General features: G+C 38.6%; 12 protein-coding genes. All 12 read left to right on the forward strand.

Going from position 1 to position 16,073, the window contains the following annotated elements:
* Window positions 1-8: 8 nt before the first annotated feature.
* Window positions 9-1,982: an ATP-binding protein gene (locus tag ACYQ2D_RS13775; RefSeq protein WP_459785840.1), complete on the forward strand. Its 1,974-nt coding sequence runs from the start codon at window positions 9-11 to the stop codon at window positions 1,980-1,982.
* Window positions 1,975-2,691, forward strand: coding sequence for a response regulator (locus ACYQ2D_RS13780; protein WP_459785842.1), 717 nt, complete (start codon window positions 1,975-1,977; stop codon window positions 2,689-2,691). Before ACYQ2D_RS13775 ends, ACYQ2D_RS13780 begins: the two co-directional genes overlap by 8 nt.
* Before the next feature lie 431 nt (window positions 2,692-3,122).
* Complete coding sequence (iolG, locus tag ACYQ2D_RS13785; protein ID WP_118701161.1) at window positions 3,123-4,133, forward strand: inositol 2-dehydrogenase; 1,011 nt, start codon at window positions 3,123-3,125, stop codon at window positions 4,131-4,133.
* A gap of 206 nt (window positions 4,134-4,339) precedes the next feature.
* On the forward strand, window positions 4,340-5,239 hold the full coding sequence (gene iolE, locus ACYQ2D_RS13790; protein ID WP_459785844.1) for a myo-inosose-2 dehydratase: 900 nt from the start codon (window positions 4,340-4,342) through the stop codon (window positions 5,237-5,239).
* 165 nt (window positions 5,240-5,404) lie between these two features.
* Window positions 5,405-6,169 (forward strand): class I SAM-dependent DNA methyltransferase, encoded by a 765-nt coding sequence (locus ACYQ2D_RS13795; protein WP_117457777.1) that lies wholly within the window; start codon window positions 5,405-5,407, stop codon window positions 6,167-6,169.
* Window positions 6,170-6,183: 14 nt separating this feature from the next.
* A complete protein-coding gene (hslO, locus tag ACYQ2D_RS13800) occupies window positions 6,184-7,068 on the forward strand; it encodes an Hsp33 family molecular chaperone HslO (protein ID WP_022304112.1) in 885 nt (294 codons plus the stop codon).
* Between the two features lie 18 nt (window positions 7,069-7,086).
* A complete protein-coding gene (locus tag ACYQ2D_RS13805) occupies window positions 7,087-8,997 on the forward strand; it encodes an NAD(+) synthase (protein WP_117457776.1) in 1,911 nt (636 codons plus the stop codon).
* A gap of 267 nt (window positions 8,998-9,264) precedes the next feature.
* The gene (locus ACYQ2D_RS13810; protein ID WP_459785846.1) at window positions 9,265-11,331 is read left to right on the forward strand and encodes a glycoside hydrolase family 31 protein; all 2,067 of its coding nucleotides are present in this window, start codon (window positions 9,265-9,267) and stop codon (window positions 11,329-11,331) included.
* 70 nt (window positions 11,332-11,401) lie between these two features.
* Complete coding sequence (locus ACYQ2D_RS13815) at window positions 11,402-12,415, forward strand: LacI family DNA-binding transcriptional regulator (protein ID WP_459785847.1); 1,014 nt, start codon at window positions 11,402-11,404, stop codon at window positions 12,413-12,415.
* A gap of 367 nt (window positions 12,416-12,782) precedes the next feature.
* Complete coding sequence (locus ACYQ2D_RS13820; protein WP_117457773.1) at window positions 12,783-14,102, forward strand: ABC transporter substrate-binding protein; 1,320 nt, start codon at window positions 12,783-12,785, stop codon at window positions 14,100-14,102.
* Between the two features lie 62 nt (window positions 14,103-14,164).
* Window positions 14,165-15,202, forward strand: coding sequence for a carbohydrate ABC transporter permease (locus tag ACYQ2D_RS13825; protein WP_459785848.1), 1,038 nt, complete (start codon window positions 14,165-14,167; stop codon window positions 15,200-15,202).
* Window positions 15,202-16,059 carry a carbohydrate ABC transporter permease gene (locus ACYQ2D_RS13830; RefSeq protein WP_117457771.1) on the forward strand — a complete coding sequence of 286 codons (858 nt, stop codon included), beginning with the start codon at window positions 15,202-15,204 and terminating at the stop codon, window positions 16,057-16,059. Before ACYQ2D_RS13825 ends, ACYQ2D_RS13830 begins: the two co-directional genes overlap by 1 nt.
* The last annotated feature ends 14 nt before the right edge of the window (window positions 16,060-16,073 follow it).

Consider the following 16,073-nt stretch of genomic DNA (forward strand, 5'->3'; position numbering starts at 1 on the left):
AAGATGAAATGAGTTTCAAAGCAGAGGAGAATAATAAAGAGCTAAGCGAACATATTCTGGTTTGTCTGTCAGCAGCACCCTCCAATAAAAAAATAATAGATACAGCGGCCAAGATGGTGAAGGTGCTGCAGGCACGTTTTACAGCCTTATATGTACGAACTGGTACAAAGTCAGAAGTCTTAGATAAAGAAAAGCTAGAAGAACATATACAGTATGCAGAAAAGCTGGGAGCAGAGATAGTGATGACTCATGGGGAAAACATACCGGTACAAATCGCAGAGTATGCCAGATTATCCAATGTAACAAAAATTGTAATCGGACAAAGTAATGCCAGGAGGAATCACTTTTTCAGCAAAGCAACTCTGACAGAAAGACTGATTGAAATTGTACCGGATATTGATATCCATATTATTCCGGATGCGCTAAAAACCAGAACTCATCAAAAGAGGTCATTTGCAAGGTATGTAGAAAAACCGTCAGCGAAAGATTATTTCCTCACGGTAATTATATTTGCAGTATGTACCTTGATTGGTCTTCTGTTTCAGAGACTGAATTTCACGGATACAAATATTGTAACGATATATATATTGGGAGTTTTGCTTACTTCAATTTTGACAGATGGTTATCTTTGCAGTGTGGTCGGATCTGTTATAAGTGTTTTTTTATTTTGCTTTTTTCTGACAGAACCCAGGATGTCTTTTCAGACTTATGCGGTAGGGTATCCGGTAACTTTTCTCATAATGCTTATTTCATCTGTGCTTACGGGAGCACTTGCAGCAAAGCTGAAAACACATGCAAAATTGTCTGCTCAGCTTGCCTTTCGTACACAAGTTTTGTTTGATACGGATTGCCTGCTGCAAAAGGCAAAAGGAGGGACAGAGATTCTTGATATTACCTGTACTCAGCTTCTTCGCTTATTAAATCGCAATATTACAGCGTATGTAGTGGAAAACGGAAATTTATCAGATGGAAAACTTTTTTCGGTGGAAAAAGAGAGTGCAAAAAATATATTAACACCAGAAGAACAGGGTGTAGCCAGATGGGTCTATGAAAACAGGCAGCGTGCCGGTGCTTCCACTCATCATTTTCCACAGGCCAAATGCTTATATCTGGCAATCCGGGGTGGAGACAATGTTTACGGTGTAGTTGGAATACCAATGCAAAAAGAAACACTGGACTATTTTGAATACAGTATCCTGCTGTCTGTAATAAATGAATGTGCGCTTGCAATGGAAAATGCACAAAACGCCATGGAAAAAGAGAAAAATGCAGTTTTGGCCAAAAACGAGCAGATGCGGGCAGATCTTCTGCGGGCAATCTCTCATGACCTTCGAACGCCACTTTGTTCTATTTCCGGTAATGCAGATATGTTGGTTAACAATGGCGACCGTTTGGATGAGGCTACAAAGGCTCAGATCTATACTGACATTTATGATGATTCTGAATGGCTGATCGGAGTTGTGGAGAATTTGCTTTCTATTACCAGACTGAATGACGGAAGACTGAAAATTAAATTTACAGATCAGCTTTTAGATGAAGTGATTGCAGAGTCTCTGCGGCATATTAACAAGAAGCATGATGAGTATAAAATAGTGACAGACTGTGAAGAGCTTGTTCTTGCACGTATGGATGTACGTCTTATTATACAGGTTTTGGTAAACTTAATTGATAATGCAATAAAATATACACCACCGGGTTCTATTATCTGTATTCGTGGAATCAAAGCAGATGGGAAAGCACAGATAAGTGTGGAAGATAACGGTCCGGGAATCCCGGATGAGATGAAGCCGCATATTTTTGAGATGTTCTATACAGGAAAAACAACAATTGCGGATAGTCATCGAAGTCTGGGACTTGGTCTGGCACTTTGTCGTTCTATCATAGAAGAACATAATGGAACTCTGGTTCTGACGGATCATGCTCCTCATGGATGCAATTTTATTTTTACTTTACCATTAAGCGAGGTGACATTAAATGAATAAAACATTAATTCTGGTGGTTGAGGATGACAAACCCATACGTAATTTGATTGTTACTACATTAAAAACACATGATTATAAATATTTGGTTGCGGAAAACGGTTCTTCGGCGATTTTGGAGGCTTCGTCCCATAATCCGGATATTGTTCTTCTGGATTTAGGTCTTCCCGATATAGAAGGAGTAGAAGTGATAAAAAAAATCCGTACCTGGTCGAACATGCCGATTATTGTGATCAGTGCCAGAAGTGAAGATACAGACAAAATAGAGGCACTGGATGCCGGAGCAGATGATTATATTACAAAACCATTTTCAGTAGAGGAATTACTTGCACGTATCCGTGTTACACAGAGAAGACTTACGATAACACAGACAGATGAACAGAACAAAACATCTATTTTTGAAAATGGAGAGTTAAAGATAGATTTTATGGCAGGCTGCACATATCTGAAGGGAGAGGAACTACATCTGACACCTATAGAGTATAAGCTGCTTTGCATTTTGTCACGTAACGTGGGAAAGGTGTTGACCCACATGTATATTACTCAGCAGATTTGGGGACGATGTTCAGATAACGATATTGCTTCTCTCAGGGTTTTTATGGCAACCTTGCGGAAAAAACTTGAGCCTGAGAAAAATGGAGTGGAATATATCCAGACACATATTGGCATTGGATATCGTATGCTTAGAATTGAAAATAATAATATCGGCTGATTATATTTTGAGAAAGATTACAAAATTGTCATGTTCTGTAATTTTTCTCATTTTTTGTTTTTAACCAAATCAAGTAAGTTCCCTGCTTCAATTGCGAAAAGCAATAAGCAGGGGACTTACTTGTATCAGGAGGGGGCAAGCCCCTTCTGATAAGCTGCGTAGCAGCTATTTGGTTATGAGCAAGTAGCGAAGCGGATTGCGAATATCCACTTGACTATTTTCTGCTATATTGCCAGTCTATCGGCGAATCAGATGCAGAAGCCGAGTTCCTGCTTTTGGTAATTTTAGATAGAATTGTTCTGGTAAAATTGTACAAAATCCCGAGTTGCGTTTTCGGGCACGCAATGGTATTATAACAACATAAAGAGAAAGTGCTCGGGCACGCAAGAGAAAACAAAAACAATAAAATTCATAAAAAGGAGAATGAAAAAATGGTAAAAGTAGGTATTATCGGAGCAGGAAGAATCGGAAGAGTCCATATCACAAGTATTTCAACAAGAGTAAAAGATGCAGTGATTAAAACAGTTGCAGACCCATTTTTAAATGATGAAACAGCAGAATGGGCAAAGAGCATGGGTGTAGAACACACAACAAGAGATTACAAAGAAATCATCAATGACCCGGAAATCAATGCAGTTTTAATCTGTTCTTCAACAGACACCCATTCCCCGATTTCCTTAGAAGCAATCAAAGCCGGAAAACATGTTTTCTGTGAAAAACCAATTGACCATGATATTGCAAAAATTCAGGAAGTAATCGATGCCTTAAAAGGAACAAACGTAAAATACCAGGTTGGATTTAACAGAAGATTTGACCATAACTTTGAAGCAGTTCAGCAGGCAGTTGCAGCAGGAAAGGTTGGTAAACCGGAGATTATCAAGATTACATCCCGCGACCCTGAGCCACCAAGCATTGATTATGTAAAAGTATCCGGAGGAATGTTCCTTGATATGACAATTCATGATTTTGATATGGTTCGTTTCTTAGCTGGATGCGATGCAACAGAAGTTTATGTTCAGGGTGCAAACTTAGTAGACCCGGCAATCGGAGAAGCAGGAGATGTAGATACCGCTGTTATTACACTTCAGATGGAAAACGGAGCAATCGCTGTTATCGATAACTGTAGAAAAGCAGTTTACGGATATGACCAGAGAGCAGAAGTATTTGGTTCAGAAGGTATGGTTTCTATGAAAAATGACAGTCAGTCTTCCGCAGTTATCAGCAACGCAGATGGTGTAACAGGTGAAAAACCATTGTTCTTCTTCTTAGAGAGATATATGGATGCTTATGGAAAAGAAATTGCAGCATTTATCGATGCAATTGAAAATGATAAAGAAACTCCTCTTAACGTAATGGATGGATTAAAACCGGTATTAATGGGACTGGCAGCTAAGAAATCTCTAGAAGAACACAGACCGGTTAAAATTTCTGAAATTATGTAGAGACTTTCGTGGTATTTTTTTAACCAAATCAAGTAAGTCCCCTGCTTCAATTGCGAAAAGCAATAAGCAGGGGTGGGGACTTGCTTGTATCAGGAGGGGGCAAGCCCCTTCTGATAAGCTGCGTAGCAGCTATTTGGTTATGAGCAAGTAGCGAAGCGGATTGCGAATATCCACTTGACTAAAAAGAACAGCAGGAGATAGAAAAGATGCTTAATAAAGAAAAAGTAAAACTTGGAATTGCACCAATTGCATGGACGAATGACGACCTTCCGGATTTAGGAAAAGAAAATACATTTGAACAGTGTGTCAGTGAAATGGCACTCGCAGGATTTACCGGTTCTGAAGTAGGAAATAAATATCCAAAAGACCCGGAAGTTCTGAAAAAAGCATTGGAACTTCGTGGCGTGGAGATCTGTAATCAGTGGTTTTCTTCTTTTTTAATCACAAAACCATTTGAAGAAGTAGAAAAAGAATTTCGTGCACAGCTGACTTTTTTAAAGGCAATGGGTGCAAAGATTATTGGAGCTTCTGAACAGAGTCACAGTGTGCAGGGAATGCAGGACACTCCGATTTTTGGACATAAATATGTAATGAATGATGAAGAGTGGGATACATTCTGTACAGGAATGAACAAACTTGGAAAGATCGCAAAAGAGGAATACGGAATTTCTCTTACTTTCCATCATCACATGGGAACTGTTGTACAGAATCCGGATGAAGTAGAGCGTATGATGGAAAATACAGACCCGGAATATGTCAGCTTATTATTTGATACCGGACATTTTACTTACTGTGGAGCAGATCCGCTTGAAATGGTAAAAAAATATGTCAGCAGAATCAAACATGTACATTTAAAAGATATCCGTCCGGAAGTAGTAGAAAAAGTAAAAAATGAAAACTTAAGCTTCTTAGAGGGTGTACGTCTTGGAACATTTACTGTACCGGGCGATGGATGTATTGATTTTGACCCGATTTTCAAAGTGCTTGAAGATGCAGGTTATGAAGGATATATGTTAGTAGAAGCAGAACAGGATCCTGCAAAGGCAAATCCTTTAGAATATGCAATCAAAGCAAGAAAATTCATTGCAGAAAAAACAGGTTTATAAAAAAATAAAATGAACGTTTGGAGTCTTTATGATACGTGTATACAAAGATTCTGAGAGGGCATAAATCATTAGTCGGCTGTGCTTAAGGGTACAGTCGATTTTTTTTGACCCCAACCCTGATTTATGTTAAGATAAAAAAGAATATGTGCACAGGAGGAATGTTTTTTGAGCGCTTATGAAAGTTTTGCCCGGGTGTATGATATGTTCATGGATAATATACCCTACAAGGAGTGGTGTAATTATCTGACTGGGCTTTTAAAAGAATATGAAGTAGATGACGGACTGGTACTGGAACTGGGCTGTGGAACAGGAAATGCGACCAGACTGCTCTCCGATGCCGGATACGATATGATTGGTGTGGACAATGCACCGGATATGCTGGAAATCGCACTGGAAAAGAAAGAGGAAGAAGGTCAGGATATTCTTTATCTTTGTCAGGATATGCGGGAGTTTGAATTGTATGGAACAGTAAAAGCGATCGTCTCAATTTGCGACAGCATGAATTATATTACCGAAGATGAGGATTTGCTGGAAGTATTTAAACTGGTAAACAATTATCTTGACCCGGAGGGTGTTTTTATTTTTGACTTAAATACCGTCTATAAGTATGAAAAAATCCTTGGAGAACAGACGATTGCGGAGAATCGCGAGGATGCCAGCTTTATCTGGGATAATTATTATGATGAAGAAGAACAAATTAATGAATATGATTTGGCATTGTTTATTCCGGAGGGCAAGGATGGTCTTTATCGAAAATATGAAGAAGTTCATTATCAGCGGGCTTATGAGTTGGAGCTGGTAAAAGAATTGTTAGAAAAAGCCGGCATGGAATTTGTTACGGCTTATGATGCATTTACAAAAAATCCGGTGAATGAAAAAAGTGAACGGATTTATGTGATTGCAAGAGAACATGGAAAAAAGAAAAATTAGGAGATTGGAAATAAATGGGAGATTACATTGTAAGAGCAACTGCCGCAAATAATCAGATTCGTGCATTTGCGGCAACTACAAAAGAATTAGTTGAGACAGCCAGAGCAGCACATAATACAAGTCCGGTGGCAACAGCGGCATTAGGACGTCTTCTTACTGCAGGAAGCATGATGGGCGTGATGATGAAGGGGGAAAAAGATATTTTAACTCTTCAAATTAAAGCAGGAGGGCCACTTGAGGGAATCACAGTAACTGCAGACTCCAAAGGAAATGTAAAAGGTTATGTTGGAAATCCAAATGTTATTTTACATGCTAATGACAAGGGAAAATTAGATGTTGCCGGTGCGGTTGGCGTAGGATTTATGAACGTCATCAAAGATATGGGTATGAAAGAGCCTTATGTGGGACAGACTGTTTTGCAGACCAGTGAGATTGCAGAAGATTTGACTTATTATTTTGCAACAAGTGAGCAGGTTCCGTCCTCTGTAGGTCTTGGAGTGTTGATGGAAAAAGATAATACCGTAAAACAGGCAGGAGGATTTATCATTCAGTTAATGCCATTTACAGATGACGAAGTGATTAACAAATTGGAAGAAAACTTAAAGAAAGTAACTTCTGTTACCAGTCTGTTAGAGGAAGGACATACACCGGAAAGTTTATTAAAATTGATTTTAGATGGATTCGATGTGGAAATCATGGAGACAGTGCCGACACAGTTCCATTGCAATTGTAGTAAAGAACGTGTGGAAAAAGCGTTAATCAGTGTTGGTAAAAAAGAAATCAAAGAAATGATTGATGATGGAAAAGAAATTGAGTTAAATTGTCATTTCTGTAATAAAAATTATATCTTTACAGTAGACGAACTGAAAAGTATTTTAAAACGCTGTACAAGAGCATAAGGAAAGGTCGGGTACGAGATGAGAGACGGTTTTGTAAAAGTGGGAGCTGCAACGCCGGATATTTTAGTGGCAGATTGCGTGCACAATCGGGAAGAGATTGTAAAAAAAGTAAAAGAAATGGCAGAAGCAGGAACAAAGGTGATGGCATTTCCGGAGCTTTGTATTACGGGATATACCTGTTCAGACTTGTTCTGGCAGGAACTGCTTCTTGTGCGTGCGAAGGAAGAACTTCACAAACTTGAAGAAGAGTTAGAAGAAGTGGAAGGCTTGATTATTGTGGGGCTTCCGCTGGAATTTAACCAGAAGCTGTATAATACAGCAGCTGTAATTTCGGGTGGAAAAGTTTTAGGATTTGTGCCAAAACACCATTTGCCGAATTATGCAGAGTTTTATGAGGCACGTCATTTTACAGCAGGCCGTGCATTTGAGGGAATGGTAAACTGGTACGGAAGAGAAGTACCTTTTGGACAAAATCTCTTATTTGTCTGTGAAGAACTGCCACAGCTTGTAACAGCAGTAGAAGTCTGTGAAGATTTGTGGGCACCGAATCCGCCAAGTATTTCTCATGCCCTTTCTGGTGCTACTTTGATTATCAATCCGTCTGCGAGTGATGAGGCGACCGGAAAAGATGAGTACAGAAGAAATCTGGTTTCCGGTCAGTCTGCAAGACTGCTTTGTGGTTATATTTATGCCTCCGCAGGAAATGGAGAATCCACGCAGGATGTAGTATTCAGCGGACATAATATAATTGCAGAAAATGGTACGATTTTAAAAGAAGCAAAACGCTTCGCAAATGAAACGATTTACAGTGTGTTAGATATGAGTCGTTTAGTCGGAGAGCGCAGAAAAAATACAACCTGGCAGTCAGAGGGAAAAGAAAATTATCAGGTGATTCCATTTCATTTAAATGTAACCGAGACAAAACTGGAACGTTTTATCGATGCAAATCCATTTGTGCCGGATGCAAAAGGGGAAAGAGACAGAAGATGTGATGAAATTCTGACAATTCAGGCAATGGGACTCAAAAAACGTCTGGAACACACAAAGAGTCAGTGCGCCGTGCTTGGAATTTCCGGTGGACTTGATTCTACACTTGCACTTTTGGTTACGGCAAGAGCCTTTGATTTATGCGGACTTGACAGAAAACAGATTTTAGCAGTCACTATGCCATGTTTTGGAACAACGGACCGTACTTACACAAATGCCTGTGAGTTGACAAAACGTCTTGGGGCAACCTTAAAAGAAGTAGATATTAAAAAAGCAGTGACTCAGCATTTTGAAGATATTGGACATGACCCGTCTGACCACAGTGTTACTTACGAAAACGGACAGGCAAGAGAGCGTACTCAGGTGATCATGGACATTGCTAATAAATTTGGCGGAATGGTAATCGGTACCGGTGATTTGTCCGAACTTGCGCTTGGCTGGGCAACTTATAATGGAGACCATATGTCCATGTATGGCGTCAATGCTTCTGTGCCGAAAACACTGGTGCGCCATCTTGTAAGATATTATGCAGACACCTGCGACGAAGAAGCACTTTCTGATATTTTGCTGGATATTTTAGATACTCCGGTCAGCCCGGAACTTCTTCCTCCAAAAGATGGTGTGATTTCCCAGAAAACAGAAGATTTGGTAGGACCTTATGAACTGCATGATTTCTTCTTGTATCATTTACTTCGTTTCCAGTGCAGCCCGAAAAAAATTTACCGAATTGCAAAAAAAGCCTTTGAAGGAAAATACGAAGAAGAAGTGATTTTAAAATGGCTGAAAAAATTTTATTGGAGATTTTTCTCTCAGCAGTTTAAACGTTCCTGTCTGCCGGATGGACCGAAGGTCGGAAGTGTGGCAGTTTCTCCAAGAGGAGATTTAAGAATGCCAAGCGATGCCTGTGTTCGAATCTGGATTGAAGAATTGGAAACATTATAGAAACATTATAGGGGATAAAAATCAAAAAAAACTGTCGGATAACATCGGCAGTTTTTTGTCTTATTTGACGAAAATTATAAAAAATAAACTAAAAAAGAGCCGAAATACTGGATGAATTATTGTATCACATGTGGATTATGCGCAAAAGGGATTGATAGAAATAAAATGCCATGCTATGATACAAAAAATGGAATTGGAAATGGGCTAATATGTGTAAAGGCAGTAAAAGTCCGAGAGTACATAAAAAATAAAGGAGGAAACTAAGACATGATAACAAAATACACTTATGGAAATCCATTTCAGACCGATGCAGTGGTACAAAAATTAGAGGTACAGAACGGGGATGTTCCGTATTTTACAGTGGTAAAAACGGAGGAACAGCTTCAGTTCGAGTATACACTGGAAAACGAAGAAAAGGTGTATGGTCTGGGTGAAAATGTACGTGGAATTAACAAGAGAGGCTGGATTTATAAGAGCTGCTGCGCAGATGAACCGAACCATGTAGAGGATCGCACCTCTTTATATGCGTCTCATAACTTTTTGGTTTTAGATGGAGGAAAAGAGCAATTTGGTGTGTTTTTTGATTATCCGGGAATCATTACCTTTGATGTGGGATATACGCATTTAAATGAACTAAAAATTACATTAAGTGAACCGGATGCAGATGTTTATGTAATGACAGGAGAAAGCATTTTAGACATTGTAAAACAGTTTCGTCAGCTGATTGGAAGAAGCTATATTCCTCCGAAGTGGGCATTTGGCTATCAGCAGAGTCGCTGGGGTTATATGAATGAAGCTGATATCCGTGAAGTGGTAAAAGGACACAGAGAAAAGAAAATTCCGCTCGAAAGTATTTACATGGATATTGATTACATGGAGCGGTTTAAAGACTTTACGGTAAATCAGGAACGTTTTCCGGATTTTCCTGAATTTGTAAAAGAGATGAAAGCACAGCACATTCATTTAGTGCCGATTATTGACGCAGGTGTAAAAGTTGAAGAAGGCTATGACGTATATGAAGAAGGCATTGAAAAGGGTTATTTCTGTAAGAAAGAAAATGGGGAATACTTTGTAGCCGGAGTATGGCCCGGAAAAGTGCATTTCCCGGATGTATTAAACAAAGAAGCGAGAGAGTGGTTTGGAAATAAATATCAGGTGCTGTTAGATCAGGGAATTGAAGGGTTCTGGAATGATATGAATGAGCCGTCTATTTTCTTTGCACAGGATAGAATGGATGAAACCTTTGATAAGATTGCAGAATTGAAAGATAAAAACCTTGATTTGGATACGTTCCAGCAGTTTACCGGTCTGGTTGGAAGTCTGGCAAACAATACAGATGACTTTAAGAAGTTCTATCATAACGTAGATGGAAAAATGATGCGCCACGATAAAGTACATAATTTGTTTGGTTATAATATGACCCGTGCGGCAGGAGAGGCATTTGAACGCTTAAGCCCGGAAAAACGAATTTTAATGTTCTCTCGTTCTTCTTATATTGGTATGCACCGTTATGGTGGAATCTGGACTGGAGATAATAAATCCTGGTGGAATCATCTGTTGTTGAATCTGCGTATGATGCCGTCCTTAAACATGGTTGGAATTCTTTATACCGGTGCAGATATCGGTGGATTTGGTGCAGATGCAACGGAAGATTTGGTTATGAGATGGACTCAGCTTGCCATGTTCTCTCCACTGATGAGAAATCACAGTGCAATGGGAACAAGAGAACAGGAAGTATATCGTTTTGACCATGTAGAAGAATTTAGAAAAATCATTAATATTCGCTATGGTCTGCTGGCTTATATTTACAGCGAGTATATGAAATCTGCCTTAAACAGTGAAATGTACTTCAAACCATTATCTTTTGTATACACAGATGATGAATTTGCTTCTCAGGTAGAAGACCAGCTTTTGGTTGGAGACAGTTTAATGATTGCTCCGGTTTATAACCAGAATGCAAAAGGCAGATATGTCTATCTTCCGGAGGAAATGGCAATGCTTCGCTTTAGAGGCGTGGATGATTACGATACGGAAATTCTCCCGGCAGGACATCACTATGTAGAAGCAGGCTTGTTTGAAATGTTAGTTTTCGTACGTCCGAATAAAATTTTGGTACTGACAGATGGTGGCGAGTATGCAGATGAAGTAGACTGTGACCATGTCAAAGCGCTGGCATTTGTAAAGACAAAAGCCGAATATGTGTGGTACGAAGATGATGGAATGGGAAAAGATTATGAGAATCCGGACAATTATGGCAGAATCACTATTGAGAAAGATGGAAATTGTGTGTATACTGGAAGTCGTGAGAAAAAAATAGAAGTAAAACTGCTATAAATTATGGAGAAAATCCATAGGTCTGCCTGTGGGAGCAGTCAGAAGAGCAGTGTAAAAACAGGAGTAAAGAATGGTTACAATTAAAGAAATGGCGCAGGAGCTCGGAGTCAGCACAACGACTGTTTCGAATGTTATTCATGGCAAGACAAAAGAAGTTTCACCGGCTAATATCGAACGAATTCAGAAAATTTTAAAAAAATATGACTATACACCAAATATCAATGCAAGAAACCTTGCGAGTAAACGATCAAAGATTATTGGCTTGTTGATTAAATCAAAACAGAATAAGATAGCGAACCGATTTGAAGACCCATTTATTGGTAGAATTTTAGGTGCGATTGAAAGGCATGTACGGCAAAAAGGATATTACCTGATGGTATATGCAGTCGACGATGTGCATCAGGTTCAGCAGTTTACGATGTCCTGGAACATGGACGGGCTGATTACTTCAGGATTTGTAGAGGGTGATATCCGTTATTTAAAAGAGCGCTTTAAAAATCCGATTGCGATTATTGATGATTATGATACAAATGGTCTGGGAAACTGTGTCAACATCAGGATCGAGGATGAACAGGCGGAATATTTGCTGACAAAATACGTTATTTCGTGTGGTCACAGAAAGCTTGCTTTCCTTGCTGATAACTTGGTAAATCTGGATAAAATAAGATTTCAGGGATTTTGCAGGGCGCTAAAAGAAGCGAACATTCCGGTAAGTAGGGAAGAAAATTTTATTCAAATTTATGCCAGCGATGCAGGAGAGCCTCAAAATATGGATGAGATTTATGAGAAATCATTTTCATATACGGCTCTTCTGTGTGCTTCGGATTATTATGCGGTATACATTGAAAATATGCTTTTGGATAGAGGAAGAAAAATTCCGGAAGAGATTTCCATCGCAGGATTTGATGATGTTCCGATTTCAAGAATAGTGCGTCCGGCGCTTACGACAGTCCGACAGGACATTCAGGCAAAAGGAATTGCAGCAGTAGAGGAACTATTAAAACTGATAGAGGGAGAATCCGAAGATAAAATTGTTCAGCTTGGAACAGAACTTGTAATTCGGGATTCTGTAAAAAAAATTTAAGAATATAGAAAATGAGAGACAGAAAAATGACATTTTGCCGAAAGCAGAATGTCATTTTTTGACTTCAAAATACTTATGCGCAAAATGAAAAAAGTCGAAAAATGGAATTACTTTTGCGCATAAGATAAACGAAAAATAAACGAAAAAAGGTTTTGCGGAAAACCTATTACTGCAAAATATACAAAAAATAGGTTGCAATACCATGAAAATAAGTAGTAATACTGGTGAAAATGTAGAAATGTATAGAATGGCATATAAAAAGTATTGCTTTTTAACGAAAGGGGTGCTATGATAATTTCATCAAGAACTTATGCGCATAAGTGATAAAGAAAAAAGATGAAAATTCCAAGAAAGGTTGGTAAAAGAGATGAAAAAGAAATGGTTAGCAGTTTTACTTGCAGGAACGATGACAATGACATTAGGTGCATGTGGAAGCAGTTCAGGAAGCAGTTCTTCAGACAGCTCCAGTGATTCCAGCGCAGCTTCAAGCAGTGCCAATAAAGATGCAATCCGTTTTGTAAATACAAAAATTGAAATTGACTCGGCCTTAAAAGATTTTGCAAAACAGTATGAAGAAGAAACCGGACAGGAAGTTGTAATCGAATCTTTAGGTGGTGGTGTTGACGTAAATGGTCAGCTGAAGAACTACTACGCAGCAGGAAACATGCCAGATATCTTTGCATTTGGTCCTGACTCTTATAAATCTTCTTTCAGTGACTGGTTAGAACCACTTGACGGAGAAGACTGGATTGAAGATACTGATTACGCATTTAAGGGAGATGACGGAAAAGTATATGGTATGCCATTCTCACTGGAAGGAATTGGTCTTGCATATAACAAAGATATCTTAGATAAAGCAGGAATTGATCCTTCTACTCTGACAAACATTGATGCTTATAAAGCAGCATTTGAAAAAATTGACGGTATGAAAGATGAACTTGGACTGACATCTGTTTGTGCAGTTGCAGCAGAATCCGGACAGATGTACTGGTCAACCGGTAACCACTTATTAGCAGCTTATTATTCACAGGGAGTTGACCGTGATGATAAAACATATATTGATATGGTAAACAATGAAGGAAAAATTGATGAAGATAGAATGGGACAGTTCGCAGACTGGTTACAGTTATTATTTGATTACTCAGACCAGAATGTATTGATTTCCGGTACTTATGATGATCAGCTGGCTCTGTGGGCAACTGGAAAAGCAGCATTTATCACACAGGGTAACTGGATTGACCCATCTTTACCAACTTATGATGCAACATTTGCATGTGGACTTGCTCCATCAGCATTTACAAAAGAAGATACAGACGGTCTTATCGTTGATACACCAAGTTTATGGGGAATTTACAATAAGAGTGATAAAATTGATGCTTGTAAAGAATTCTTAAAAGCACTTGCTGAATCCGAAGAAGGTCAGAAAGCACTTGTAGAAAACTGCGGTATGGTTTCTCCATTTAAATCTTGTACATTAAAACCTTCTACACCACTTGCACAGAGTATGCTTCCTTATATTGAATCTGGAAAAACTTATGCATGGGATTGGGTAACACAGCCGGATAACATGGCTATGAATGCAACTGGTCCTGTATTTGAGCTGTATGCAAAAGGTCAGCTTGATAAAGAGGGATTTGTAAGTACAATGGCTTCTTCAATAGCAGATTATGTAGCATCAAGTAAATAATAGGTTTTATCGGCTGTCTTATAATAAAGACAGCCGGTAAATATTTGATGGGAGAGTTAGGGATGAATCAGTCGAAAAAAGCAATATCATGTGCAGCAATTGTAGCTGGAATTATAGCAATGGTAGCGGCGTTGTACATGGATTTTATGAGAACAGGAACTTCCTTTCGGGGAGGACTTTTAATCGCAGGAGCGGTATTGCTTATTGTAGGGCTTTACCTGCTGCCAACGAAGAAACACCGTTCAATTATTTATGTATTATTTTTATTTCCACTGCTGTTTGCATTTGCAGTAACTGTGCTTATTCCGTTTGTCTGTGGTATCTTTTATTCTATGACAGACTGGAACGGAATAAAATATGATAATTTTGTTGGACTTGGAAACTACATTACAATGTTCAAGTCTAAGGATTATGTATATTCTTTTGTTGTGACTTTTATTTACACAGTAATTAATATGCTGAGCGTAAATATTGTAGCATTTGCACTGGCGCTGCTTTGTACTTCAAAAGTAAAAGGTCGTAACTTCTATCGTGCAGCATATTTCATTCCGAACCTGATTGGTGGAATTGTACTTGGTTATGTATGGCAGTTCATTTTCAATAAAGTTGCAGTTTCTGTAATTTCAGGAAGTGTTTCCATGCTGACAAATCCGAACCTTGCGCTTGTGGCAATTTTAATTGTAAGTACCTGGCAGTATGCAGGATATATCATGATGATTTATGTAACCGGTTTACAGAGTGTGCCAAAAGATATTCTGGAAGCATCCAATGTAGATGGTGCAAATACACTTCAGACTCTGCTGAAAATCAAAGTACCGATGATTGCAAATACATTCACAATTTGTATTTTCCTGACTTTGGTTAACTCATTTAAACAGTTTGATTTGAACCTTGCTATTACCAATGGTGCACCAACTCGTATTCTTTCCGGAAAACCGGTACAGTCTACAGAATTTTTAGCATTGAATATTTATAATACAGCGATTGGAAAGAACCAGTATGCACTTGGTCAGACCAAAGCGGTTATATTCTTTATTATTCTTGCAATTGTGTCTCTGACACAGGTTACAATCAGTAAAAAGAAGGAGGTTGAAATGTAATGAAAGCACAAAAAATAAGAACAACAATCGCTGAGATTGTAGGAATTCTTCTGACAATTGTGATGTTAGCTCCATTCTTACTGGTTATAATCAACTCTGCAAAGGATAGTGCAAGTATTGTCATCAGCCCGATTTCTTTACCAAAAAACTGGGGACAGCTGTTGACCAACATGAGCAATGTTATCCATAATGATAACTTTAATTACTGGGGTTCTTTCTTTAGTTCCCTGTTAATTACAGCAGTATCTCTGATTTTACTGACTTTGTTTTCCAGTATGGCAGCCTGGGTTTTAGTAAGAAATAAAACAAAATGGTCTAATTTCATTTTTATGTTATTTGTATCAGCAATGGTTATTCCATTCCAGGTTGTAATGCTTCCACTGTTATCTACTTTCCGTGAAACTTCAGAGTTTTTGGGAATTCAGATGCTTCAAAGTTACAAAGGAATTATTTTTGCTTATCTTGGATTCGGTGGTTCAATGTCTGTATTCATCCTTCATGGTTTTGTAAAAGGAATTCCGTATGAGTTGGAAGAAGCTGCATGGATTGATGGATGCAGTCCTGAGGGTACATTCTTTCGAATTATCTTCCCGCTGTTAAAACCAATTCAGGTTACAGTATTAATCTTAAATGGTATCTGGATTTGGAACGATTACCTCCTTCCATCTCTGATGCTTGGATTAAACGGAAGAATCAAAACTCTTCCGGTTGCAGTAAGCAGTTTTGTAGGTTCTTATGTAAAACAATGGGATTTAATCCTGACAGCAGCTCTGCTTGCCATGATTCCGATTATTATCTTGTTCCTGTTTGCACAGAAACAGATTATTCAGGGTATGGTAGAAGGTGCAATTAAATAATAAGTATATAGTAG

The sequence above is a fragment of the Blautia stercoris genome (genome assembly GCF_054657695.1).